Annotated in this window: 20 protein-coding genes; 11 read left to right on the forward strand and 9 right to left on the reverse strand. The window is 60.7% G+C overall.

Translation table 11 applies throughout. The features are described from left to right. Positions 1-102: 102 nt before the first annotated feature. The gene (pssA, locus tag JV201_RS15075) at positions 103-1,446 is read right to left on the reverse strand and encodes a CDP-diacylglycerol--serine O-phosphatidyltransferase (RefSeq protein ID WP_102369150.1); all 1,344 of its coding nucleotides are present in this window, start codon (positions 1,444-1,446) and stop codon (positions 103-105) included. A 125-nt stretch (positions 1,447-1,571) separates the two neighbouring features. Between pssA and JV201_RS15080 the strand changes: the two genes are divergently transcribed. Continuing rightward, complete coding sequence (locus JV201_RS15080; RefSeq protein ID WP_177029186.1) at positions 1,572-2,123, forward strand: TetR/AcrR family transcriptional regulator; 552 nt, start codon at positions 1,572-1,574, stop codon at positions 2,121-2,123. Positions 2,124-2,155: 32 nt separating this feature from the next. Beyond that, positions 2,156-2,635 (forward strand): nuclear transport factor 2 family protein, encoded by a 480-nt coding sequence (locus JV201_RS15085; RefSeq protein WP_219405640.1) that lies wholly within the window; start codon positions 2,156-2,158, stop codon positions 2,633-2,635. Between the two features lie 126 nt (positions 2,636-2,761). Here JV201_RS15085 and JV201_RS15090 read toward each other — a convergent pair whose 3' ends face one another. Both JV201_RS15090 and JV201_RS15095 read right to left on the reverse strand, forming a co-directional pair. Continuing rightward, positions 2,762-3,922 (reverse strand): PQQ-dependent sugar dehydrogenase, encoded by a 1,161-nt coding sequence (locus JV201_RS15090; protein WP_219405641.1) that lies wholly within the window; start codon positions 3,920-3,922, stop codon positions 2,762-2,764. Positions 3,923-3,952: 30 nt separating this feature from the next. After that, positions 3,953-4,273, reverse strand: a complete 321-nt coding sequence (locus JV201_RS15095; protein WP_177009410.1) for a hypothetical protein — start codon at positions 4,271-4,273, stop codon at positions 3,953-3,955. A 196-nt stretch (positions 4,274-4,469) separates the two neighbouring features. Between JV201_RS15095 and JV201_RS15100 the strand changes: the two genes are divergently transcribed. Next, positions 4,470-5,318, forward strand: coding sequence for a Ku protein (locus JV201_RS15100; protein WP_003218456.1), 849 nt, complete (start codon positions 4,470-4,472; stop codon positions 5,316-5,318). A gap of 11 nt (positions 5,319-5,329) precedes the next feature. Next, positions 5,330-7,828, forward strand: a complete 2,499-nt coding sequence (gene ligD / locus JV201_RS15105) for a DNA ligase D (protein WP_219405642.1) — start codon at positions 5,330-5,332, stop codon at positions 7,826-7,828. 18 nt (positions 7,829-7,846) lie between these two features. Here the strand turns inward: ligD and lpxO are convergent, their stop codons facing one another. Further along, positions 7,847-8,746, reverse strand: coding sequence for a lipid A hydroxylase LpxO (lpxO, locus tag JV201_RS15110; RefSeq protein ID WP_008436177.1), 900 nt, complete (start codon positions 8,744-8,746; stop codon positions 7,847-7,849). Positions 8,747-9,008: 262 nt separating this feature from the next. Next, positions 9,009-10,352: an LPS O-antigen chain length determinant protein WzzB gene (locus JV201_RS15115; RefSeq protein WP_219405643.1), complete on the reverse strand. Its 1,344-nt coding sequence runs from the start codon at positions 10,350-10,352 to the stop codon at positions 9,009-9,011. A gap of 402 nt (positions 10,353-10,754) precedes the next feature. Here JV201_RS15115 and JV201_RS15120 point away from each other — a divergent pair, with 402 nt between their 5' ends. The 4 genes from JV201_RS15120 (at position 10,755) to JV201_RS15135 (ending at position 16,205) form a co-directional block, all read left to right on the forward strand. After that, positions 10,755-11,141 (forward strand): TIGR03067 domain-containing protein, encoded by a 387-nt coding sequence (locus JV201_RS15120; RefSeq protein ID WP_219407182.1) that lies wholly within the window; start codon positions 10,755-10,757, stop codon positions 11,139-11,141. A gap of 541 nt (positions 11,142-11,682) precedes the next feature. Beyond that, a complete protein-coding gene (locus JV201_RS15125; protein ID WP_219405644.1) occupies positions 11,683-12,921 on the forward strand; it encodes an MFS transporter in 1,239 nt (412 codons plus the stop codon). A 162-nt stretch (positions 12,922-13,083) separates the two neighbouring features. Then, positions 13,084-14,673 (forward strand): ABC-F family ATPase, encoded by a 1,590-nt coding sequence (locus tag JV201_RS15130; RefSeq protein WP_008436174.1) that lies wholly within the window; start codon positions 13,084-13,086, stop codon positions 14,671-14,673. A gap of 347 nt (positions 14,674-15,020) precedes the next feature. Then, a complete protein-coding gene (locus JV201_RS15135) occupies positions 15,021-16,205 on the forward strand; it encodes an MFS transporter (RefSeq protein WP_177117383.1) in 1,185 nt (394 codons plus the stop codon). Here the strand turns inward: JV201_RS15135 and JV201_RS15140 are convergent. Both JV201_RS15140 and JV201_RS15145 read right to left on the reverse strand, forming a co-directional pair. Continuing rightward, positions 16,199-17,236 carry a dienelactone hydrolase gene (locus tag JV201_RS15140; RefSeq protein ID WP_008436172.1) on the reverse strand — a complete coding sequence of 346 codons (1,038 nt, stop codon included), beginning with the start codon at positions 17,234-17,236 and terminating at the stop codon, positions 16,199-16,201. The genes JV201_RS15135 and JV201_RS15140 overlap by 7 nt on opposite strands. 227 nt (positions 17,237-17,463) lie before the next feature. Beyond that, the gene (locus tag JV201_RS15145; RefSeq protein WP_177015418.1) at positions 17,464-18,075 is read right to left on the reverse strand and encodes an FMN-dependent NADH-azoreductase; all 612 of its coding nucleotides are present in this window, start codon (positions 18,073-18,075) and stop codon (positions 17,464-17,466) included. Positions 18,076-18,200: 125 nt separating this feature from the next. On the opposite strand from JV201_RS15145, the gene JV201_RS15150 reads away from it, so the two are divergent. Further along, the gene (locus JV201_RS15150) at positions 18,201-19,109 is read left to right on the forward strand and encodes a LysR substrate-binding domain-containing protein (protein ID WP_219405645.1); all 909 of its coding nucleotides are present in this window, start codon (positions 18,201-18,203) and stop codon (positions 19,107-19,109) included. Then, positions 19,106-19,468, forward strand: a complete 363-nt coding sequence (locus JV201_RS15155) for an MmcQ/YjbR family DNA-binding protein (RefSeq protein WP_219405646.1) — start codon at positions 19,106-19,108, stop codon at positions 19,466-19,468. The genes JV201_RS15150 and JV201_RS15155 overlap by 4 nt, the downstream gene beginning before the upstream one ends. Here the strand turns inward: JV201_RS15155 and JV201_RS15160 are convergent. Both JV201_RS15160 and JV201_RS15165 read right to left on the reverse strand, forming a co-directional pair. After that, positions 19,451-19,834 (reverse strand): DUF1294 domain-containing protein, encoded by a 384-nt coding sequence (locus JV201_RS15160; RefSeq protein ID WP_219405647.1) that lies wholly within the window; start codon positions 19,832-19,834, stop codon positions 19,451-19,453. The two genes, JV201_RS15155 and JV201_RS15160, sit on opposite strands and share 18 nt — an antisense overlap. Continuing rightward, on the reverse strand, positions 19,831-20,661 hold the full coding sequence (locus tag JV201_RS15165; protein WP_003215357.1) for an undecaprenyl-diphosphate phosphatase: 831 nt from the start codon (positions 20,659-20,661) through the stop codon (positions 19,831-19,833). Before JV201_RS15165 ends, JV201_RS15160 begins: the two co-directional genes overlap by 4 nt. Before the next feature lie 229 nt (positions 20,662-20,890). On the opposite strand from JV201_RS15165, the gene JV201_RS15170 reads away from it, so the two are divergent. Next, the gene (locus tag JV201_RS15170) at positions 20,891-22,525 is read left to right on the forward strand and encodes a methyl-accepting chemotaxis protein (protein ID WP_102369157.1); all 1,635 of its coding nucleotides are present in this window, start codon (positions 20,891-20,893) and stop codon (positions 22,523-22,525) included. Positions 22,526-22,581: the final 56 nt, after the last annotated feature.

Raw genomic sequence — 22,581 nt, forward strand, 5'->3', positions numbered from 1 at the left:
ATCATATTCTGGTCAAGAAGTGCAGGCAGCGAACCCCATCGCTACGATTTGGACAACATTCTTGTCAGGTCGATTCCGGATTAACCTGCAAGGTCACGGGCCCTACAAAATCCGATACAGCAAACGCTCGATCCGCACCCGGCTGACCCGGCGCAAGAACTTGCCGACTGCCGCCGGGTACTCCACGAGGGTTTCCAGCTGCTGGTAGCGCTCAATACGCGAGGTGTGCTGGAAAATCTCGGCAAGCTCGGTGCGCCGTGGCCCTACCCACTCCCCCTTCGGATCATCGATCAGCAAGGCGTTTTCCAGGTCGAGGCGAAACGCCCGCGGGTTGATGTTATTGCCGGTCAGCAAGGTGTAGCGCTGGTCGACCCACATGCCCTTGAGGTGGTAGGTGTTGTCGCCGTCGCGCCACAGGTGCAGGTTCAGCTGGCCGCTGTCGATCATGCGCTGGTGACGCTTGGCGAAGCGACGCAGGCTGATTTCGTAGAGATACGGCAGCGCGGCGATGACCTTGAACGGCTCGCTCGGCGGGATGTAGAAATCGTTGGCGGTCTTGTCGCCGACAATGATGTCGATCTTCACCCCGCGCGCCAGGGCGCGGTTGATTTCCCGGGTCACTGGCAGCGGCAGGTTGAAGTACGGCGTGCAGATGGTCAGCTGATGCTGGGCGCTGGCAATCAGCTCGCAGATCACCCGGCTCAGGGGGTTGTTCTTGCACACACCCAACAACGGACTGACCGTCAGGTTGCCGTTGGGCAACTGCCCCGCCGAGGTGTCATACACCGCGTGTTTCAGGCGGCTGCGCAGGTCGCCGATGTCGTTGCGCAGGCTGCGGGTGGTCGGCGGGTTGGGCAGGTCCAGCCGATGCACCGCCTTGGCGGCCACCAGGCCGTGCTCCACCAGGTGCTGCATCGAGTCGGCCAGCGCCTTGTTGTGGATCAGGTGATAACGGTCATAGCGGTACTTGTCGAACTTGTGCAGGTACACGTTATTCAGGCTGGCGCCGCTGTACAGCACGCTGTCATCGATCACGAAGCCCTTGAGGTGCAGCACGCCGAACAGTTCGCGGGTTTGCACCGGCACCCCATACACCGGCACTTCGGTGCTGTGGGACTCGGTCATTGCCTGGTACCAGGCGCTGTTGCCCGGCTGCTTGCCGGCGCCGATCAAACCGCGCTGGGCCCGTAGCGAGTCGACCACCACCACGATATCCAGCCCGGGCCGGGCGGCCTTGGCAGCGTGCAACGCGTCGTAGATCTCTTGCCCCGCCTCATCCTGCTGCAGGTACAACGCTACGATGTAGATGCGCTGGGTGGCCTGGGAAATTTTCTCCAGCAGGCAACGGCGGTACTCGGCGGCGCCGGACAGCACCTCGATCGCGTCGGGCGTGAGGGGAAAACCGCGCAGCTTGGGCAACAGGGAGCGTTTGAATAACGACGGCATAGGGCTCGCAATGGGTCGAATCCGAAGGACTCCAGAGCTTACACCATGGGCTGGCTCAGGTCTTCCCGCCCAGGGTTAAAAATAATTAATTGACCAAGGAGAACGATCGTTCTACTGTAATCTCCATGAACGATATCACTCGCGACATTATCCTCGACGTTACCGAAAAGTTGATCTACCGAAATGGCATCGCTGCCACCGGCATGGATCTTCTGGTGAAAACCGCCGGCGTCTCCAGAAAGAGCGTCTACCGCTACTTCGCCAACAAGGACGAACTGGTGATTGCCGCCCTGCAACGCCGCGACGAGCGCTGGATGCAGTGGCTGCGCAGCGAAGTTGAACGCCATGCCACCACGGGCGAGCGCCTGCTGGGTGTGTTCAGTGCGCTGAAAACCTGGTTCGGCTCCGACGACTTTCGCGGCTGCGCCTTCATCAACACCAGCGGCGAGACCGGCGACCCGCAAGACCCGGTCCGCCTCCTGGCCAAGGCCCATAAACAGAAACTGTTCGAGTACGCCCTTGAACTGTGTCAAGCACATGGCACCCCCGACCCGGAACGCCAGGCCGCGCACCTGCTGATCCTGATTGATGGCGCCATTACCGTTGCCCTGGTGATGGGCGACACCACCGCTGCCGATAATGCGCAATCCATGGCGCGAACCCTATTGCAACTTTGACCTGACTTTTAAACCTGTTAAGGAGCCGTCCCATGTCATCCACTGCTGAAATACGCCCGCCGTTGCCGCCGTTTACCCGTGAGTCGGCGATTGAGAAAGTTCGCCTGGCCGAAGACGGCTGGAATTCCCGGGACCCGCAACGGGTATCCCTGGCCTATACCCTGGATACCCAATGGCGCAACCGCGCCGAGTTCGCCCACAACCGCGAAGAGGCCAAGGCCTTCCTGACCCGCAAATGGGCCAAAGAGCTGGATTATCGGTTGATCAAGGAGTTGTGGGCGTTTACCGGCAACCGCATTGCGGTGCGCTATGCCTATGAATGGCATGACGACTCCGGCAACTGGTTCCGCTCCTACGGCAACGAGAACTGGGAGTTTGACGAGAACGGCTTGATGGCGAACCGGTTTGCCTGCATCAATGACATGCCGATCAAGGAAAGCGAGCGCAAGTTCCACTGGCCGCTGGGGCGGCGTCCGGACGAGCATCCGGGGTTGTCGGAGCTTGGGTTGTAGGCTCGACGCTACACAACTGTGGGAGCGGGCTTGCTCGCGAAGGCAATGGCTCAGCCAACATCTCCAGCGACTGACCCACCGCTTTCGCGAGCAAGCCCGCTCCCACATTGGTATTTGCCGTATCCGTCAGTCCTGGTTCAAACCCACCCGATACAATACGCCGTTATCTTCATCCGTGAGCACATACAGGTAACCATCCGGGCCCTGGCGCACATCGCGGATCCGCGCTTTCAGGCCACCCAGCAGTCGCTCTTCGTGGATGACCTTGTCCCCATCGAACTGCAAGCGAATCAACTCCTGGCTGACCAATGCCCCGATAAACACGTTGTGCTGCCAGGCCTTGAACCGGTCGGCGTCGTAGAACGCCATGCCACTCACGCCGGGGGATTTCTCCCAGACATGGTGCGGCGGCACTGTGCCTTCGGCGGTCTTGCCCTTGGCCTCGGGAATCGGCGTCAGGGAATAGTTGATGCCATGGGTCGCCAGCGGCCAGCCGTAGTTTTTCCCTCGCTCAATGATATTGATCTCATCCCCGCCGCGCGGGCCGTGTTCGTTTTCCCAGAGTGTGCCGCTCCACGGGTTGAGTGCCGCACCCTGGGGGTTACGCTGGCCGTAGGACCAGATTTCCGGCCTCACGCCTTCCTGGCCGACAAAGGGGTTGTCTTCCGGTATACGACCATCCGGGAAGATCCGCACCACTTTGCCTTGCAGCTTGTCGAGGTCCTGGGCGGTGGGCCGGTCGTTGTTTTCCCCGAGGGTCACGAACAGGTACCCATCGCGGTCAAACACCAGCCGCGAGCCGAAGTGGTTGCCCGTGGACAGCTTGGGCTCCTGACGCAGGATCACCTTGAAGTCTTGCAGGCCGCTCAGGTCATCGCTCAAGCGCCCACGCCCGACTGCGGTGCCTGCGGTGCCATTCGTGCCGCCGCCCTCGGCGTAGGACAGGTACACCAGGCGGTCCTCCTTGAAGTCCGGCGACAGCACCACGTCCAGCAGGCCGCCCTGCCCTTTGGCAAACACCTTCGGCACGCCACTCAGGGGCGCGGACAGTTTGCCTTCCGGGCTGACAAACCGCAGGTTGCCGGGACGTTCGGTGACCAGGAAGCCTTGCTTGTCCGGCAGGAACGCCACCGCCCACGGGTGATCGAGACCCTTGGCAATCGGGGTGACGGTGATACTCCCTTGCTCGCTGGGAAACTGTTGGGGGGCGGCCGCCGAGACAGGCAGCGCCAGGGGCAGCAAGGCAGCGGCGCAGAAGGTCGCTAGAAGGGTTTTGCGTAACAGCATACGGTGGGTTTCCTTGTCGTCTTTACACACTCAATCGCCGCGATTGCCATTGGCGTCACGGGTGGGAGTCTTGGGCTGGATAGCCGGCGGGGTCTGCGCGCCGTCACGGCGCTGGACGCTGTTGCCGATACCGCCGTTTTGCAGGGTCGGCGGCCGCTGTGCCGGCGGGATGTAGGTGCCGCGCGCAGCCGGTGCGTTGGGCTGGGTGCCCTGCATGCTGTTGGGGTTGGCCTGGTGGATGGGGCCGTTGTAGGGGTTGTTGCTGCTGCCGGGCAGGTTTTGCGCCTGTGCCAACGAACTCAAGGCCAGGCCCAACGCCAATACGGCAAGGTTGCGCAAACGGGTGTTCATGACAAAGCCTCTCTGGGCGCAAGTAATACGTGCTTTCGATAACACGCTACGCCTTGGGTTCGGCTTTGGTAACTAAATAGTTTCTCATCAGGTGTAACACGATCTGTCTGAAACCCTGGTGCCAGCCGGCTGGCCAGGGAAACTTTTGCCGAATCCGCCCTGTCACCTGAAGACCACACACTTCAGGAATACCGACATGCCACGGGCTATCTGGAAAGGCGCAATCAGTTTTGGCTTGGTGCACATCCCCGTGTCACTGGTCTCGGCCACGTCCTCCCAGGGCGTCGACTTCGACTGGCTGGACAAACGCAGCATGGACCCGGTGGGTTACAAGCGCATCAACAAGACCACCGGCAAGGAAGTCACCAAGGAGAATATCGTCAAGGGCGTGGCCTACGAGAAAGGTCGCTACGTGATCCTCAGCGAAGACGAAATCCGCTCGGCCCACCCCAAGTCCACCCAGACCATCGAAATCATCGCGTTTGTGGCCAGCGACCAGATCCCGTTGCAGAACATCGACACGCCCTACTTCCTGGCCCCCGACAAGCGCGGCGGCAAGGTGTATGCCCTGCTGCGCGAAACCCTGAAGAAAACCCGCAAGGTCGCCCTGGCCAACGTGGTGCTGCACACCAAGCAGCACCTGGCGGCACTGATGCCGCTGGAGTCGGCGCTGGTGCTGGTGATGCTGCGCTGGCCTGCCGAAGTGCGTGGCCTGGACGAGTTGGAATTGGGCAGCGACGTGACCAAACCGACATTGGCCAAGGGCGAACTCGACATGGCCAAGCGTCTGGTGGAAGACATGAGCGCCGACTGGCAGCCGGACGAATACCGCGACAGCTTCCAGGAAAAGATCATGGCGCTGGTGGCGAAGAAGGCCAAAGCCGGCAAGATCGAAGACGTGGAATCCAGTGAAGGTGTGGATGAGCGCAAATCCGCGGACGTGATCGACCTGACGGAGTTGCTCAAGCGCAGCCTGGCCGGCAAGCCCGCGACCAAGGCTGCAGCCAAGAAACCTGCCGCGAAAAAGACCAGCAAGGCTTCATGAGGTAGACCGCCATGGCCAAGCCCCTGAGTGAATACAACGCCAAGCGCGACTTCGATGTGACCGCCGAACCCGCCGGCAGTGCGCCTCGCGCCAGGAACCGGGCGCATGCCCTGTCGTTCGTGATTCAAAAGCACGATGCGCGCAACCTGCATTATGACTTTCGCCTGGAGCTCGACGGCGTCCTCAAAAGCTGGGCGGTGCCCAAGGGCCCAAGCCTCGACCCGAGCCAGAAGCGCCTCGCGGTGCATGTGGAAGATCATCCATTGGGCTACGGCAGTTTCGAGGGCAGCATTCCGGCAGGCCAATACGGCGCTGGCGATGTGATCGTGTGGGATCGCGGCGTGTGGCAGCCCCACGATGACCCGCACAAGGCCTACGCGGCCGGCAAGCTGAAGTTCAGCCTGATCGGCGAAAAACTGGCAGGCGACTGGACGCTGGTGCGCACCCGACTCAAGGGCAGCGGCGACAAGGAGCAGTGGTTGTTGATCAAGGAGAACGATCAGCAGGCACGCCCGGTGGCTGACTACGATGTGGTTCAGGCTGAACCGAAAAGCGTGCTGAGCGACGCAACGGTGGGGGCTGTGAAAAAGCCCGCAGCGCCAAAGAAAGCCAGGCGCAAGCCCTCAACCGCCCTGCCCGATCAACTCGCGCCACAGCTGGCGACACTGGTGGACCGTGCACCGGAAGGCGATTGGGTGTACGAGATCAAATTCGACGGCTATCGCATCCTCGCACGGATTCGCGATGGAGAAGTTCGGCTGTTCACCCGCAATGGCCATGACTGGACCGATCGCCTGCCACGCCAGGCCAAGGCCCTGGAAGCCCTGAAGCTCAAGGACAGTTGGCTCGACGGTGAGGTGGTCAGCCTGAACGCCGACGGGCTGCCGGATTTCCAGGCGCTGCAGAACGCTTTTGATATCGGCCGCAGCCTGGACATTGTCTATTACCTGTTCGATGCGCCGTTCCTGGACGGCCGCGACCAGCGCGAAGCCGCTGTCGAAGAGCGCCGCACCGCACTGAAGGACGCGGTTAGCCGCAGCAAGAGCAAGCTGCTGCGCTTCTCCGAGTCCTTTGCTGCCAACCAGCGGGATATCTTCGAAAGTGCCTGCGACCTGGCGCTGGAGGGCGTGATCGGCAAACGTGCCGGCAGCCCGTACGTTTCCAGGCGCAGCCCGGACTGGATCAAGCTCAAGTGCCGGCTGCGCCAGGAATTCGTGATCGTAGGGTTCACCCGCCCGCAAGGTTCGCGCAGCGGGTTTGGCGCGCTGTTGCTGGCGGTCAATGATGACAGCGACCTGGTGTATGCCGGGCGCGTAGGTACCGGATTCGATCAGGCCGCGCTGAAAAAGATCAGTGCACAGTTGAAGGCGCTGGAACGCCAGACTTCACCGCTGGCCAAGCCCCTGACCAGTGCCCAGGCACGCGGCGTGCACTGGGTCGAGCCGCAGCTGGTGGGCGAAGTGCAATTTGCCGAATGGACCCGCGAAGGTGTGGTGCGCCAGGCGGCGTTTGTCGGGCTGCGCACCGACAAGCCGGCGGAGCAGATTGTGCATGAGCAGCCGCGGACGGCCAAATCGCTGAAGGAAAAACCCCGCAAAAAGACGGCGGGCACCGGCGCCGTGGCTGGGGTCAGGATTACCCATCCGGACCGAGTCATCGATGCCCAGAGCGCTACACAGAAACTGCAACTGGCACAGTTCTATGAGGGCATCAGCGAATGGCTCCTGCCCTTTCTGCGCAACCGGCCGGTGTCCTTGCTCAGGGCACCGGAAGGCATTGCCGGCGAACAGTTTTTCCAGAAGCACTCCGAGCGCCTGGCGATCCCGAATATCAAGCAACTGGACCAGGCCCTGGACCCGGGCCATGCGCGGCTGATGGAAATCGACAGCCCGGCCGCGCTGATCGGTGCCGTACAGATGGGTACCGTCGAGTTGCATACCTGGGGCGCTACCGCTGACAAGATTGAAACCCCGGACCTGTTTGTGCTCGACCTCGACCCGGACCCGGCACTGCCGTGGAAAAGCATGCTTGAAGCGGCGCAACTGACCTTGTCGGTACTCGATGAACTGGGGCTTGAAGCGTTCGTCAAGACCAGCGGCGGCAAAGGCCTGCACCTGGTGGTGCCGCTGGCGCGCCGCGACGGCTGGGACTCGGTAAAAGCCTTCGCCAAGGCCATCGCCCAGTTCATGACGCTGCAGTTGCCTGAACGCTTTACCGCAACTTCGGGCCCGAAGAATCGCGTGGGCAAGATCTTCATCGACTACCTGCGCAACGCCCGGGGCGCCAGCACGGTAGCCGCCTACTCGGTGCGGGCGCGGCCCGGCCTGCCGGTATCGGTACCGGTGAGTCGTGATGAGTTGAAGAGTTTGCACAGCGCCCAACAATGGACGGTGGCCAACCTGCACGAGCGTTTGCAGGGTTTGAAGAAGGACCCGTGGGCGGGTTATGCCAATCGGCAGAAGATCAGCAAGAAGATGTGGGAGAAGCTGGGGGCGCATCCGCCAGGCTGATGCGCTCCGCTGCCGGGTTCAGATGAGGATGAAGATCGCGGCCAGGCCGGCAAAGATCGCCCATTTTTCCAGGTAGTAACGGGTGCGGTTGCGTTTCTTCAACTCCTTGCCCCGCAGGCGAATCTTGTACAGGCGGGTAAACGCACGGTTCAGGCCACCGGTCTTGTCCCCGGCATCGTTGGGCGAACCGGCCGCGGCCATCACATTGCGGCTGAACCAACGGTTGAACGCGGCCGCCCAGCGGTACTTCATCGGGCGTTCGATATCGCAGAACAGAATGATCCGGTTCTGCTCGGTTGTGTTTTCGGCGTAGTGGATGAAGGTCTCGTCAAACATCACCGGTTCACCGTCGCGCCAGTAGTAGTTTTCACCGTCTACGTTGATGTAGCAGCCCGGGGAGTTGGGCGTGTCCAGGCCCAGGTGGTAACGGTAGGAACCGGCATACGGGTCACGATGGCGTACCAGCTTTGAGCCCGGTGGCAGCTCGGCAAACATCGCGGCCTTGATCGAGCCGATGCTTTGCACCAGCTCGGTGGTGCGCGGGCACAGCTTCATCGCCGAAGGATGACTGTCGCCGTACCACTTCAAATAGAAACGCTTCCAGCCCGACTTGAAGAACGAATTGAAACCCACGTCATTGTACTGGTCGGAGCGCTTGATCTCGCCTGCGCGCAGCAGGTTCTGGCCTTCCTCGCGGATCTCTTGCCAATGCTCCTGAAGCGGGCTCAGGTCGGGAAAGTCGCTGGGGGACAGGTACGGTCGGCTGGGTAGTTTGGAAAAGAGGTAGAGAAAGCAGTTCACCGGAGCCAGGAAGGTCGAGTGATCACTGAGCTGGCGCCCCAGCTTGTGGCGCACCCGGCCACGCAGGTGGACATACGCAATAGAGGCAACGTAGAGAGCAACAATGATGAGTTTCAAGGTATTCGTCACAAGTCAGAAGAGAACAGGCTGCTCCCGCGTGCCCACAACGGCCGAGGATTGAAGATGCAGCACCTGAAATCACAATTCACAAAACCGGCAACACGAACGGCTGGGTGACAATCCGGTCGTGGCCATTGGCAGCTATTTTAGCCACACTTTGTAACCAAAGGTTAATCAAGATTTGTGAAAAGGTGTCCAGTGAGTGTGCCAGGAAGAGCAGCAGCGGGCTTGCCGGGCGGCCTGCCCGCTGCTGAAGGCGTCAGCTTTTCGGTTCGTCATCCTTGCGTGTACGCAGAGAAAGCCGATATTCATCCAACTCCGAGTAGGGTACGGCTTCGCGCCGTGCCAGGATGAAATGGCGGACCAGTGCAATCAGCATACCCAGAATCAACCCCGCAACCACGCTCAGCATTATCACAAGGCCTTTTTTAGGCTTGATCGGGCTGAGTGGCTCCTGGGCACGACGGTCAATGGTGACCAGTTTGAGGTCACTCATGTCGATATTGAGGCTCCGCAACCGCGCGACTTCCGCGCGTAACGGTTCAACATCCTGCAAGAAAATGTCTTCATTCCCGCGTTTTTTCAGGACCTCGACTTCTCGGTTGACCTCCAGCATCTGCAACTCTTTGCCAATCTGCGCAACGCGACCGTTAGTGAAGTCGTCGCTGGTGCGCGCCAGCAAGGCCGTACGTTCCGCCTCAAGCGCTTCTGTCCCGAGGAAGTACAGCGGGATTTTCTGATTATTGACCTCGGTGCGCATCATTTGATTGGAGCCGCCACGAGAGGCATCCGCCATGGATGACGGGGTAGTCGGCGTCTTGATGCCCATCGACTTGGCGATGGAGATGGCCTCGGCCAACTCCGCCAGTCGGTTCGTTCGCTCCATTTTCATCTGCAAGCGCAGGGCAACCAATTCGTCTTCCAATTGAGCGCGCTTGAGCCGGTCGGCCTCAAGCAGCTTGGCAATTTTCGACTCCTTATCGGTTTCGTAGTTGGAGCGCGCTGCGTCAATCTTGCCCTTGAGTTCGTTCAGGCGGTTATTGACGATCACTTTCAGGTCTGCACCCACTTGGGCGCGTTCCGACGCGATGGCGTAGTCCACAAAGCCGTTGAGAATGGCAACGCCGTCGATGTCTTTGGGGTATTGCAACTCAAGCCGGATATAACTGCTCAGGGAGTCGGCTTTTTTTGGATCCGGCAGAATAAGGTTGATCGAGTTTCGATTGAATGCTTCAAAACTCTGCTCCAGGCTTTGCCCGGTTTTCTGGAACGCCTTGAAAAGGTCCTCATGCGACTTGAAGAACCCCAGGCGGGCTTCGTAGGAGTCCAGTTGTGCGCCGACTTTATTCAGCGCGTCCGCCGGGGGCAACTTATAGACTTCGGAGCGGTTCAGTGCATCCAGTTCATTGATGGCTGCAGGGCGCAGCACACTGCTGACCTCATACTCCCGCGGTGCCAGAAATGCGTAGCCAGCGCCCAGGACTCCCACGAGAATTGTACAACCCAGCACTAACTTCTTTTGTCGCCAGATACCATGACACAGTTCAAACAGATCAATTTCGTCCGATGCCGCATGAGCGTGGAGCCGAGGAGTTTTATTCAAAACTGATGCACCTTAAAAAATCGACAGTCAGCGGTCATACATATTCATCAAATACTGAATGGCCGCTTGAAAATCAGGGACAACGCCCTGTACACAAGACACGAACGGTCTACCGATGGTCATCGGACCACCTCGATCATGGAAAAATCCCACATCACCGTAGATTGTTTTCGTTCAGATACGCAGGAGCCCCTACCCTGGTGCTGAGCGTAGACGAACTTGTAAAGAACCGTTTCCGAATCAACGCACAAAATGGCGCTAAATACCCGTGAATACTGGGAAAATTCGTACGCAACAATGAGAAACCAGACAATTCTCACAAAATCGATTCAGCTTATCCGTCAGGCATCTACGCACCAAGGTATTGACTGCTCGTTTTTTAACCAAAAAAAAGGAATTTATATGACACCTGCTTCAAATGCGGATTTCCAGGCGCTCCAGGGCGCATGGGAGCAAACGGCACTGGAAGACAATGGCGTGCCCAATCCCACGGATGAACACAGCGCGCCAGGCGCGATCACGACAATCTCGGGCGATCAATTCCAGGTGGTGACGGTCGACGGCGAGGTTTTACTGGCAGGCAGCTTCACGCTCGATGCCAGCACGGCACCCAAAAGCATTACCTGGGTTGACTCGATGGGAGAGGATGCCGGCAAACAGTTACCCGCGAGTTACCGGCTGGAAGGTGATCACTTCGTGTTTATTGCGGCAGATGAAGGCATGCCCCGCCCTACCCGCTTCAGTACCGGCCCAGGGCAAACCATGCGCACGTTCGTGCGCAAACCCTGACACGGATATACATCCGTTCCTGCGACATGGTTTTCACATGGCCTTCACTTGTTGGCCTATAGGGTGAAGGCTACCTACTCCAGTGAACACCTTGGCCCGTCTACCCCACGGGCCTTTTTTTGCCTGCACGGCAGCCAATCAGCACGGGCGCTTGATGGCGGTGAGGGTGTAGCACGGGGCAGTTGAGCGGGCTGGTTTTGATACCTGGGCTGACAGCATGTCTATTGCGTCTCCAATATGTTCCGGTCATTGCGACAAAAGAAGTCCGCCCTACACCGAAAGCCTCGCCATCCTTGAACCGGTAAAGAGCCTTCACTGTAGGGCGAACGGACGGAAAATAAGCCAGGCTTATTGGATGTTCAACTGTTAACAATAAAAAGCCCTGAAAAAGCCTCGATCAGCGCTATTTTTCGATGCAAATGGCTCCACTCTGTAAATGTTTTTGCTTGTATTGCCATACGAGTGCAACGCCGCCTTCAGAAACTATACCTTCACGCCATGGGTCACTACTGCTACCGACCCCTTGCCTGAAGACCGTGCCATGGCCACTCGCTCTGACCTGCGCAACACCCTGTCCCTGGACAGCCTGAACTTCTTCCTGGCGGACGTGCGTGACGGACTGGGGCCGTACCTGGCGATTTATCTGCTGGCCGTGCACCACTGGGACCCCGCCAGCATCGGCGTAGTCATGACCCTGGCCGGCATCGCGGCCCTGCTGACCCAGACGCCGGCCGGCGCATTGATTGACCGAACCCGCAGCAAACGGGCAGTGATCGTGATCGCCGCGCTGCTGGTGACTGCCAGTTGCCTGCTCCTGCCCTTCGTCAGCTCCTTCAGCCTGGTGGCGCTGACCCAGGCGGCCAGTGCAGCGGCGGCCTCGGTGTTTGCGCCGGCCATCTCGGCGATTTCCCTTGGGATCACCGGGCCGCGCGCTTTTACCCGGCGCACCGGCCGCAATGAAACCTTCAACCACGCCGGCAACGCGGTCGCGGCCCTGCTCGCTGGTGGGTTCGCCTACCTGTTCGGCCCGGTGGCGGTGTTCTATCTGATGGCAGTCATGGCTGCGGCGAGTGTCATCGCGGTCAGCTGCGTGTCAGCCCAGGCAATCGACCACGAAGTCGCACGGGGTTTCGACCCTGCGCATGGCACCGGCCATGAACAACCGTCGGGGTTGGCCGTGCTTCTGGCGAACAGGCCCTTGATGCTGTTTGCCATCTGCTGCGCGCTGTTTCACCTGGCCAATGCGGCCATGCTGCCGCTGGTCAGCCAGAAGCTGTCGCAGATCAACCTGCAGATGGCCACGCCGCTGACCTCGGCCTGCATCGTCGCGGCCCAGTTGGTGATGGTGCCGGTGGCCTGGCTGGTGGGCGTGAAGGCCGACGTGTGGGGGCGCAAGCCGTTGCTGCTCGCCGGTTTCATGATCCTGCCGCTGCGGGGCGTGTTGTATACGCTGTCCAGTGATCCTTATTGGCTGGTGGCGGTGCAGATGCTTGACGGGGTCGGCGCCGGGGTGTTCGGCGCGCTGTTTCCGGTGATAATCAAAGACCTCACCCAGGGCACCGGACGCTTCAATGTCAGCCTGGGCGCGCTGTCCACGGCATTCGGCCTCGGGGCGGCCTTGAGCAGCAGCCTGGCAGGTTTTGTCGTGGAGTGGGCGGGTTACAACGCCGCGTTCCTGACCCTGGCCGGCGTGGCGGCCGTCGCATTGGGGCTGGTGTGGGTGGCAATGCCGGAGACTCGGGCGAATCCATCCGTGCAGCGCCATACAACTCCCGCCTGACATATGCGACAATGCGCGCCAAATTCCAACATGCACCCATTTTTCTGCTCAGCGACTGGGCCCCAAGCCTTGATGTCGCTGCCGACGTATGCCCGTTGGCCTGGGCCACAAAATGGGCCCGGCTCAAATTAGCGCACTCCAAGCTATTGATAGGTAAAGTAATTGATCTCCACAGCTAACATCACCATGCAGTTCGGCGCCAAGCCGCTATTTGAGAACGTTTCGGTCAAGTTCGGCGCAGGCAACCGTTATGGCCTGATCGGTGCCAACGGTTGCGGCAAGTCGACTTTCATGAAAATCCTCGGTGGCGACCTCGACCCGTCGGGCGGCCAGGTCATGCTGGAGCCGAACGTGCGCCTGGGTAAACTGCGCCAGGACCAGTTCGCCTACGAAGAATTCACCGTACTCGACACCGTGATAATGGGTCACGAAGAGCTGTGGAAGGTCAAGGCCGAGCGCGACCGCATCTACTCGCTGCCGGAAATGACCGAAGACGACGGCATGGCCGTGGCCGAGCTGGAAACCGACTTCGCCGAGATGGACGGCTACACCGCCGAATCCCGCGCCGGTGAGTTGCTGCTGGGCCTGGGTATCGGCATCGAGCAGCACAACGGCCCGATGAGTGAAGTGTCACCAGGCTGGAAGCTGCGTGTATTGCTGGCCCAGGCGCTGTTTTCCGATCCGGAAGTGTTGCTGCTCGACGAGCCAACCAACCACCTGGACATCAACACCATCCGCTGGCTGGAAAACATCCTGACCCAGCGTAACAGCCTGATGATCATCATCTCTCACGACCGTCACTTCCTGAACAGCGTCTGCACCCACATGGCCGACCTGGACTACGGCGAGCTGCGCCTGTTCCCGGGCAACTACGACGAATACATGACCGTGGCGACCCAGTCCCGCGAGCAGTTGCTGTCGGACAACGCCAAGAAGAAAGCGCAGATCTCCGAGCTGCAATCCTTCGTCAGCCGCTTCTCGGCCAACGCCTCGAAAGCCAAGCAGGCCACTTCCCGTGCCAAGGCGATCGACAAGATCCAGCTGGCCGAAGTCAAGCCATCGAGCCGCGTCAGCCCGTTCATCCGCTTCGACCAGACCAAGAAGCTGCACCGCCAGGCGGTCATCGTCGATCGCATGGCCAAGGGCTTTGACGGCAAGACGCTGTTCAAGGACTTCAGCTTCCAGGTTGAAGCCGGCGAGCGCGTGGCGATCATCGGCCCGAACGGTATCGGCAAGACCACCCTGCTGCGTACCCTGGTCAACGAACTGACCCCGGATGCCGGTACGGTCAAGTGGACCGACGCGGCTGAACTGGGCTATTACGCCCAGGACCATGCTTCGGACTTCGAAGACGAGTCCAACCTGTTCGACTGGATGGGCCGCTGGACCAAGGAAGGCGAGCAAGTGGTTCGCGGTACCCTGGGCCGCATGCTGTTCTCCAACGACGAGATCCTGAAGTCGGTGAAGGTGATTTCCGGTGGCGAGCAAGGTCGCATGCTGTTCGGCAAGCTGATCCTGCAAAAGCCGAACGTGCTGATCATGGACGAGCCGACCAACCACTTGGACATGGAGTCCATCGAGGCGCTGAACCTGGCGTTGGAGAACTACCCGGGTACGCTGATCTTTGTCAGCCATGACCGGGAGTTTGTGTCGTCCCTGGCCACCCGCATCATCGAGCTGAGCCCGAGTGGGGTGATCGACTTCAGCGGGACTTATGACGATTACCTGCGTAGTCAGGGTGTGGTTTTCTAAGAGCCGCCGGTAGTTTGAAATGCGAAAGCCCCGTCCAGTGTGATGGGGCTTTTTTTTGGGATATGGCTCTGCTTTTCTGTGGGAGCCGTCGAGCTTTAGCGAGGCCGCGATAGCGGTGTGCCAGGCAACATCTTTATTGACCATGCCGCCGCCTTCGCAGCCTTGCTACAGCTCGACAGCTCCCACACTTTACCGCGTCAGCTTTAGTTGTCCCGGGCCAGGGAGGCCCCATGGATCCAAAGCCGGATAGGCACGGGCCGCAATATCATCAAATATAGTTAGCCTGCTTCCTTTTACCCCAAGCCCTTGCCATGATGCCCTCACCGCCCGCCCGCGAACGAGTCCCCATGCCTGCCACACAGCCCGCCGCCCCCAGCTCCTTGTCGATCACCCTGCAGATCGTCTCCATCGTTTTCTACACGTTTATCGCGTTTATCTGTATCGGCCTGCCGATTGCCGTCATCCCCGGCTATGTCCACGGTGAGCTTGGTTTCAGCGCGGTGGTCGCCGGGATAACCATCGGCTCGCAATACCTGGCCACGCTGCTCAGCCGCCCCATGGCCGGGCGCATGTCGGACAACGTGGGCACCAAGCGCGCTATCGTGCTGGGCCTGAGCGGGATTCTGCTGAGCGGGGTGCTGACGTTCATCGCCACGCTGGTGCAAAGCCTGCCGTTGCTAAGCCTCGGCATATTGATTGTCGGCCGGCTGTTACTCGGCGTCGCGCAGGGCCTGATCGGCGTCGGCACCATCAGTTGGTGCATGGGCGCGGTCGGTGCCGAACATACGGCACGATCGATCTCGTGGAACGGCATCGCCTCCTACGGTGCGATTGCCATTGGTGCGCCGCTTGGGGTGGTGATGGTTGCCGACTACGGCTACACCAGCCTCGGAATCGCCCTCACGGCACTTTCCGCCCTGGGCCTGCTGCTGATTCGCAACAAACCTTCGGTGCCCGTGGTGCGCGGCGAGCGGCTGCCCTTCTGGGCGGTATTCGGGCGTATCGCGCCGTTCGGCGCCAGCCTGTGCCTGGCATCGATTGGCTACGGCACCCTCACCACGTTTATCACCCTCTACTACTTGAGCCGTGGCTGGACGGGCGCAGCCTGGTGCCTGACGGTATTTGGCGTGTGTTTCATCCTGTCACGGCTGGTGTTTATCTCTGCCATCAACCGCTTCGGCGGCTTCACCGCGGCGATTGCCTGCATGACCATCGAAACCCTGGGCCTGACGCTGCTGTGGCTGGCACCGTCCACCGGCGTGGCCTTGATCGGCGCCGGGCTGACCGGCTTTGGTTTGTCGCTGGTGTACCCGGCGCTGGGCGTGGAGGCGATCAAGCAGGTGCCCAACAGCAGCCGGGGCGCCGGGTTGAGTGCATATGCGGTGTTTTTTGACCTGGCGCTGGCCATTGCCGGGCCGGTGATGGGTGCGGTGGCGCTGAACCTGGGCTACTCGTGGATCTTCTTTTGCGCCGCCCTGCTTTCCATCAGCGGCCTGGGCCTGACGTTACTGCTCAAGCGCCGCGCTTACTGATCAGCCGTCTGCAAGCCCGCCCGGGTGGATTGCCCGAGGGTGTGATTAAAGAACCGCCCGGCCTCGGAAATCAGGTCGCGGTGGATGCTTTCACGGTCAACCCCGTCAGCATCGGTGCACATGGCGGGCATCGCGGCCAGTTGGCTCTCGTCGCAAGGCGCCATGAACACAAAGTGCCCTGCCCCGGCCAGCAGCTTGAAGTCCGGCGGCTCCGGCAGTTTGCGCGCCAGGGCCTCGGCGTTCTTGTCCACGGCCACCAGCTTGTCGCCGTCGCCGCTGTAGAGCAGTACCGGTACATGCACGTCCGCCAGGGTGTGGCGGCCAAACATCAGGCTCAACGGCGCCATCAACATCAAGGCATGGATACGCGGGTCGGCCTGCGGTTGCAGATCGTCGCGGTCGACGATCAACTCGCCCTTGGTGGTGCAGGCGTCGCGATCTTCCGGGCGTTGCTGGCAGTAGCGGCGCAGGCGGTCGAGGTCCGGCTTGGCGCCAGCGAGGATCAGCGCGGTTTCGCCACCGGCCGAATAACCGATGACGCCTACCTGGTCGACGTTGACGAATGGCGACAGCATCGGGTCGCCGAGGGTGGCGGTGATCGCTTCGGAAATCTGGATCGGGCGCCCGTACAGGTTGCTCAAGGTGCCCAGCCGGCTGTGATCCTTGTAGTTGTCGCCAGGGTGCAGCACCGCCACCACCACAAACCCCTTGCGCGCCAGGGAGGTGGCGAGGTCGTGCAGGGCCAGGGGCGTGCCGGTATTGCCGTGGGACAGCATCAGCATTGGAAAGCGGCCGATGGCGATTTTCGAGTCTTCAGTGGCGGCGATGTGATAAGCGCCCACCTGGGTGGTGTGTTCCAGGCCGGTGGACGGGTAGAACGCGACGGCTTTCATCGGCTGCAGATCCAGCGGGTCGAGAAAAGTCATGCGGTGGAAGCCCACACTCCAATGGGGGTGCGGCGCGGGCGCGGCTTGCACTGAAATCAGGCCGCCGAGCAGGGAGAGAACCAAGACTGCACAAAGACGCATCATGGGGATGTCCACCTTTGTTGCGTAAGCCCGCGTAGCTGTTGAAGTATCCATGGTTCAGGCGCTCGGACTGGCAGGGTTTACCCATGCGTGCATAACCTGGGCCAAAGTAGTGACAGCGGGTAAACGAAAAAACTCCGTACTCCGATCGCTTTTCAGGCGAGCAGAATACAGAGTTTAGGCGCCTCGAATCAGATTGATATCGAGGAACAGCAAAATTTACACAAGTCTTACGCTGCAGCGAACAATTGTTCGCTGATCACTGCGTTGGCGTCGCTGATCGCCTTGCTGCGCACTTCATCGCCATAGCCCAGGCCGTGGGCGCGGACGATTTCGATGTCGGTGATGCCGAGGAAGCCCAGCAGTACTTTCAGGTAGTCTTCGTGAGCCACACCGGTCGGCTGGCCAACGTGCAGGCCGCCGGAGGTCGACACGATGATGACTTTCTTGCCACCGGCCAGGCCTTCAGGACCGTTTTCGGTGTAGCGGAATGTCTGGCCGGCGACGGCGATACGGTCGATCCAGGCCTTGAGTTGGGTCGGGATGGTGAAGTTGTACATCGGCGCAGCCAGGACGATGGCGTCGGCCGCGAGGAATTCGGCGAGGGTGTTGGCGCTCAGCTCGGCTTCATGTTTCTGTACGGCATCACGCAGCTCGGCAGCGGTGCCCAGTGCACCCAGGGTCACGCCGGAAAAGTGGTTGATGCCTTCGCTGGCCAGGTCACGGTAGGTCACTTCAACGCCTGGCTCGGCCGCCTGCCAGGTCTTGACGACACCTGCGCTCAACTGACGGGAAACCGAGTTGTCGCCGAGGATGCTGGAATCGATATGCAACAGTTTCATGGTTAATCTCCAAGTAAGCATCGCCAAGGGCGACGGAATGGAAATAAGCCTACAGATGAAACCAATCAGCGATTAGTCAGGCAATATGCGATTATTCGTCCCACTGACAGGACAATAGGCCGACCATGCAAGATTTGAATGACCTCTACTACTTCGCCAAGGTGGTGGAAGCCGGCGGTTTCGCCGCTGCCGGGCGGCTGCTGGGGATTCCCAAGTCGCGGCTGTCGCGGCGCATTGCCGAGCTGGAAGAACGCCTCGGCGCCCGCTTGCTGCAACGTACCACCCGCCAACTGACCCTCACCGCCGTGGGTGAACGCTACCTGCGCCACTGCCAGGCAATGCTGCTGGAGGCGGAAATGGCCGACGAGGCAGTGGCCAGCATGTCCAGCGAACCCCGCGGTCGGCTGCGGGTCAGCAGCCCCGTGGGCCTGGCCCACCAATTCCTGCAGACCGTGGTGGCGGAGTTTCTCACCGCCAACCCGCTGGTGCAGTTGGAGATGAACCTGGTCAACCGCCGCGTCGACCTGGTGGCCGAAGGCATTGATGTGGCCTTGCGCGTGCGCGAGCTTGGGGATGAAGATCCGCTGCTGGTGACCAAGCGCCTGCGCCAGGCCCAGACCGCGATTGTCGCCAGCCCCGACTTTGTGCGTGAGCGGCAGATCGACACCCTGGAAGACCTCAAGCAACTGCCGGTGCTGGGCGCCCTGGAAGCAGACCGCATGGTGCACTTCCGCATGCTCAGCCCGGAGGGCAGCGGCCACGACCTGGTGATGGAAGCGCGGCTGGGGATCGATGATTTCCTGGTACGCAAGGCCTGCGCCCTCGCCGGCCTGGGGTTTACCGTGCTGCCGATGATGTATTGCGAGGAGGAATTGGCCAACGGCCAGTTGGTGCAGCTCTTGCCGCAATGGTCATTGCCGGGTGGCTGGTTGCAGGCGGTGTACCCACATCGACGTGGCGTGTTGCCGGCCGTGCGGGCCTGGATCGACCACCTGGATAACGCCTTCAAAGGTTGCGGAGACCGTTTGCTATGAAAATGACCGAAGAACAAGTCGCCACGTTTTGCCTGGGCTTGCCCGGCGCGCGGGAAGATTACAAATGGGGCGGCGTGCGGGTGTTTTCGATTGCCGGCAACAAGATGTTTGCCTTGCAGAACCTGCGGGGCGACTCGCTGGCGTTCAAGGTCGACAAGGAGCTGTTCCTGGGCCATGTGGATCGCCCCGGCATCCACCCGGCGCCGTACCTGGCGCGGGCGCAGTGGATCATCATGGAAACGCCCTACCCGCTGGGCGCTGAGGAACTGCGTGGCCTGTTGCAGCGTTCCCACCAGTTGGTGGTGAGCAAGCTGCCCAAGCGCACGCAGGTCGGCTTGTTGCTAGAAGATCGAGAGTAGCGTGCCACCCAGGAACAGCTGATCAATCCAGAACACCTGGTGCAGCAACACGATCAGCCAGAACACCACCTGATAAGACACCTTGCGCGTCTTGTGGCGGAACACCTGCTGGGCAATCAACGCCCCCGGCCACCCGCCTGCCAGCTCCACCGCGTGCAGGACGTTTTCCGGGGTGCGCCAGCTGTCTTCGCGAGCCTTGCGCTTGTCGCTCCAGTACAGCAGGAACGCCACCACGCTGACCACGCCATAGGCCACCAGCGGGATCAGCGAAACCCCGCGGTACGCCAGCAGCGCCGCACCAAACAGCGGCGCGGCGCACAACAGTGCAAACACCAACGCCTTGAAGCGCGGATGCTGGATGATCATGGCTTGACGGCCGACCAGTCGATCCAGCCGAACTGCCAGGTGGCCAGGATCACCAGGCCGAAGGCGATCCGGTACCAGGCGAACGCCGCGTAGCTGTGGCTGGCGATGAACTTGAGCAGCGCCTTGACCGCGATCATCGCGAAGATGAACGAGGTGACAAAGCCGATGGCAAACACCGGCAGGTCATCCGGCTGGAACAGGTGACGGTACTTGTAGCCCGAATACACCGCTGCGCCGACCATGGTCGGCATCGCCAGGAAGAACGAGAACTCGGTGGCGGTCTTGCGTGACAGGCCGAACAACAGGCCGCCAATGATGGTAGCGCCCGAGCGCGAGGTGCCCGGGATCATCGCCAGGCACTGGGCAAAGCCGACTTTGATCGCGTCCTTCCAGGTGATGTCGTCGACGGTTTCGGCGTGCACTTCATGCTGGCGGCGCTCGGCCCACAACATGATGACGCCGCCCACCACCAACGCCGCCGCAACGGTGATCGGGTTGAACAGGTAGTGTTTGATCAGGTCGGCGAAAATCACCCCCAGTACCACCGCCGGCAATACGGCAATGATCAGGTTGACGGTGAAACGCTGGGCATTGCGCTGGGTCGGCAAGCCAATGACCACGTCGAGGATCTTGCGTCGAAACTCCCACACCACCGCCAGGATCGCGCCCAGCTGGATGATGATATTGAACGCTTCAAAGCGCTCGCCACCGAAGTTGATCAGGTCGGCCACGATAATCTGGTGCCCGGTACTGGAGATCGGCAAAAACTCCGTCAGCCCCTCTACAACGCCGAGTATCAGTGCCTGTACGGCGGTCCAAAGATCCATCGATTCCCCCAAAGGTCATGCCCACGGCATGCCTCGTTGATATTTTTTAGACGTTCACTAACGAAGAGTGCGCTGCAAGCACAGCGCAAATAATCAAGGCCGAACTGCGAAAATTCCGTGAAAAATCAGGCAGGACTCAGGTTTTTTGATTCTGGGCCGAAAGCCTATCAGACAAGCCGGAAATGTCGATGCAGCACCCAAAATTATAAGAACACGGAGTGACAGGACCATGAACAGTTTGCGCAATATGTCTATCAGCCGGCGCCTCTGGCTGATCCTGATCGTCGCCGTGCTGATGCTGCTAACCCTCGGCCTGCTTATGCTCAAGCAGATTCATGACGACCTGTACCAGGCCAAGAGTGAGCAGACCCAGCGCGTGGTGCAAACCGCCAGCGGCATCCTGACTTATTATCACAGCCTCGAAACCAGTGGCGTCCTGACCCGTGAAGCGGCGCAGAAGCAAGCCTTGAGCGCGGTACGTGGCCTGCGCTACGGGAAGGATGATTACTTCTGGATCAACGACCTCACGCCCGTGATGATCATGCACGCGGCCAACCCCAAGCTCGACGGCCAGAACCTGTCGGCCATCCGCGATCCGGACGGCTTTGCGGTGTTCAACGAGTTCGTGATCCTGGCCAAGGCCAAGGGCGCCGGGATGGTGAATTACCGCTGGCCCAAACCCGGCGCCGATGCGCCGGTGGCCAAGACCTCCTATATACAGCTGTTCGAACCCTGGGGCTGGATCATCGGTTCCGGCGTGTATGTCGATGACGTGCAAGGCGAGTTCCGCGGCCAGGTGTGGAAAGCCTCGGTGGTTGGCCTGGTGATCGCGCTGATCATGGCCCTGCTGGTGGTGCTGATCGCCCGCAGCATCGTGCGCCCGTTGCAGCAGGCAGTGAATGCGATGGCCAATATCGCCAGTGGCGAAAGCGACCTGACCCGCACCCTCGACACCCATGGCCAGGATGAAGTCACTCAATTGTCGCGGCACTTCAACAGCTTTACCGCCAAGCTGCGGCAGGTGGTGGGCCAGTTGCAGACCTGCGCCAACGCCTTGGGCCAGTCGTCCACCGAGCTGGGCAGCAACGCCAGCGATGCCCATGACCGCAGCCAGCAGCAATCGCAGCAGATGGAACTGGTGGCGACGGCGATCAATGAAGTCACCTATGGCGTACAGGACGTGGCCAAAAATGCCGAGCATGCCGCCAGCGAAATGCGCGATGCCCAGGTGCAGGCCGAACAGGGCCAGCTCAATATCGATGGCAGCCTGCAACGGATCGACCAGCTCTCCGGCACCATCAGCCAGGCCGTGGAGGTGATCCGCACGCTGTCGACTGAAAGCACGCAGATTGGCGGCGTGCTGGAAGTGATCCGCTCGATTGCCGACCAGACCAACTTGCTGGCCCTCAACGCCGCCATCGAAGCAGCCCGCGCCGGGGAGCAAGGCCGTGGTTTTGCGGTGGTGGCCGACGAAGTACGGCTGCTGGCCCAGCGTACGCAAAAATCCACGGCTGAGATCCAGGCAATGATCGAGCGCCTGCAAGGCCATTCGGAGGCAGCGGTCAAGGTCATCAGCGACAGTCACCAGGCGTCGCAACTGACCATTGAGCAAGCAGGCCAGGCGGGAGCGAGCCTGACTGCCATCGGCCAGGCGCTGCGTAATCTCAACGGGCTGAACGCCTCGATCGCCAGTGCCACGTTGCAGCAGGCGCATGTGGTGGAAGACATCAACCAGAACGTCACCCAGGCAGCCGGCTTGTCCCACAGCACGGCACTGGCGGCGCAGCAGTCCAGCGTCGCGAGTGCGCACTTGAAAGGCCTGAGCGAACAACTCGACAGCCTTCTGCGCCAATTCAAGGTCTGACGCCGATGATCGTTCCCACGCTCTGCGTGGGAACGCATCCTGTGACGCTCTGCGTC

It is taken from the genome of Pseudomonas sp. Colony2, from assembly GCF_019382755.1.
Lineage (GTDB): Bacteria > Pseudomonadota > Gammaproteobacteria > Pseudomonadales > Pseudomonadaceae > Aquipseudomonas.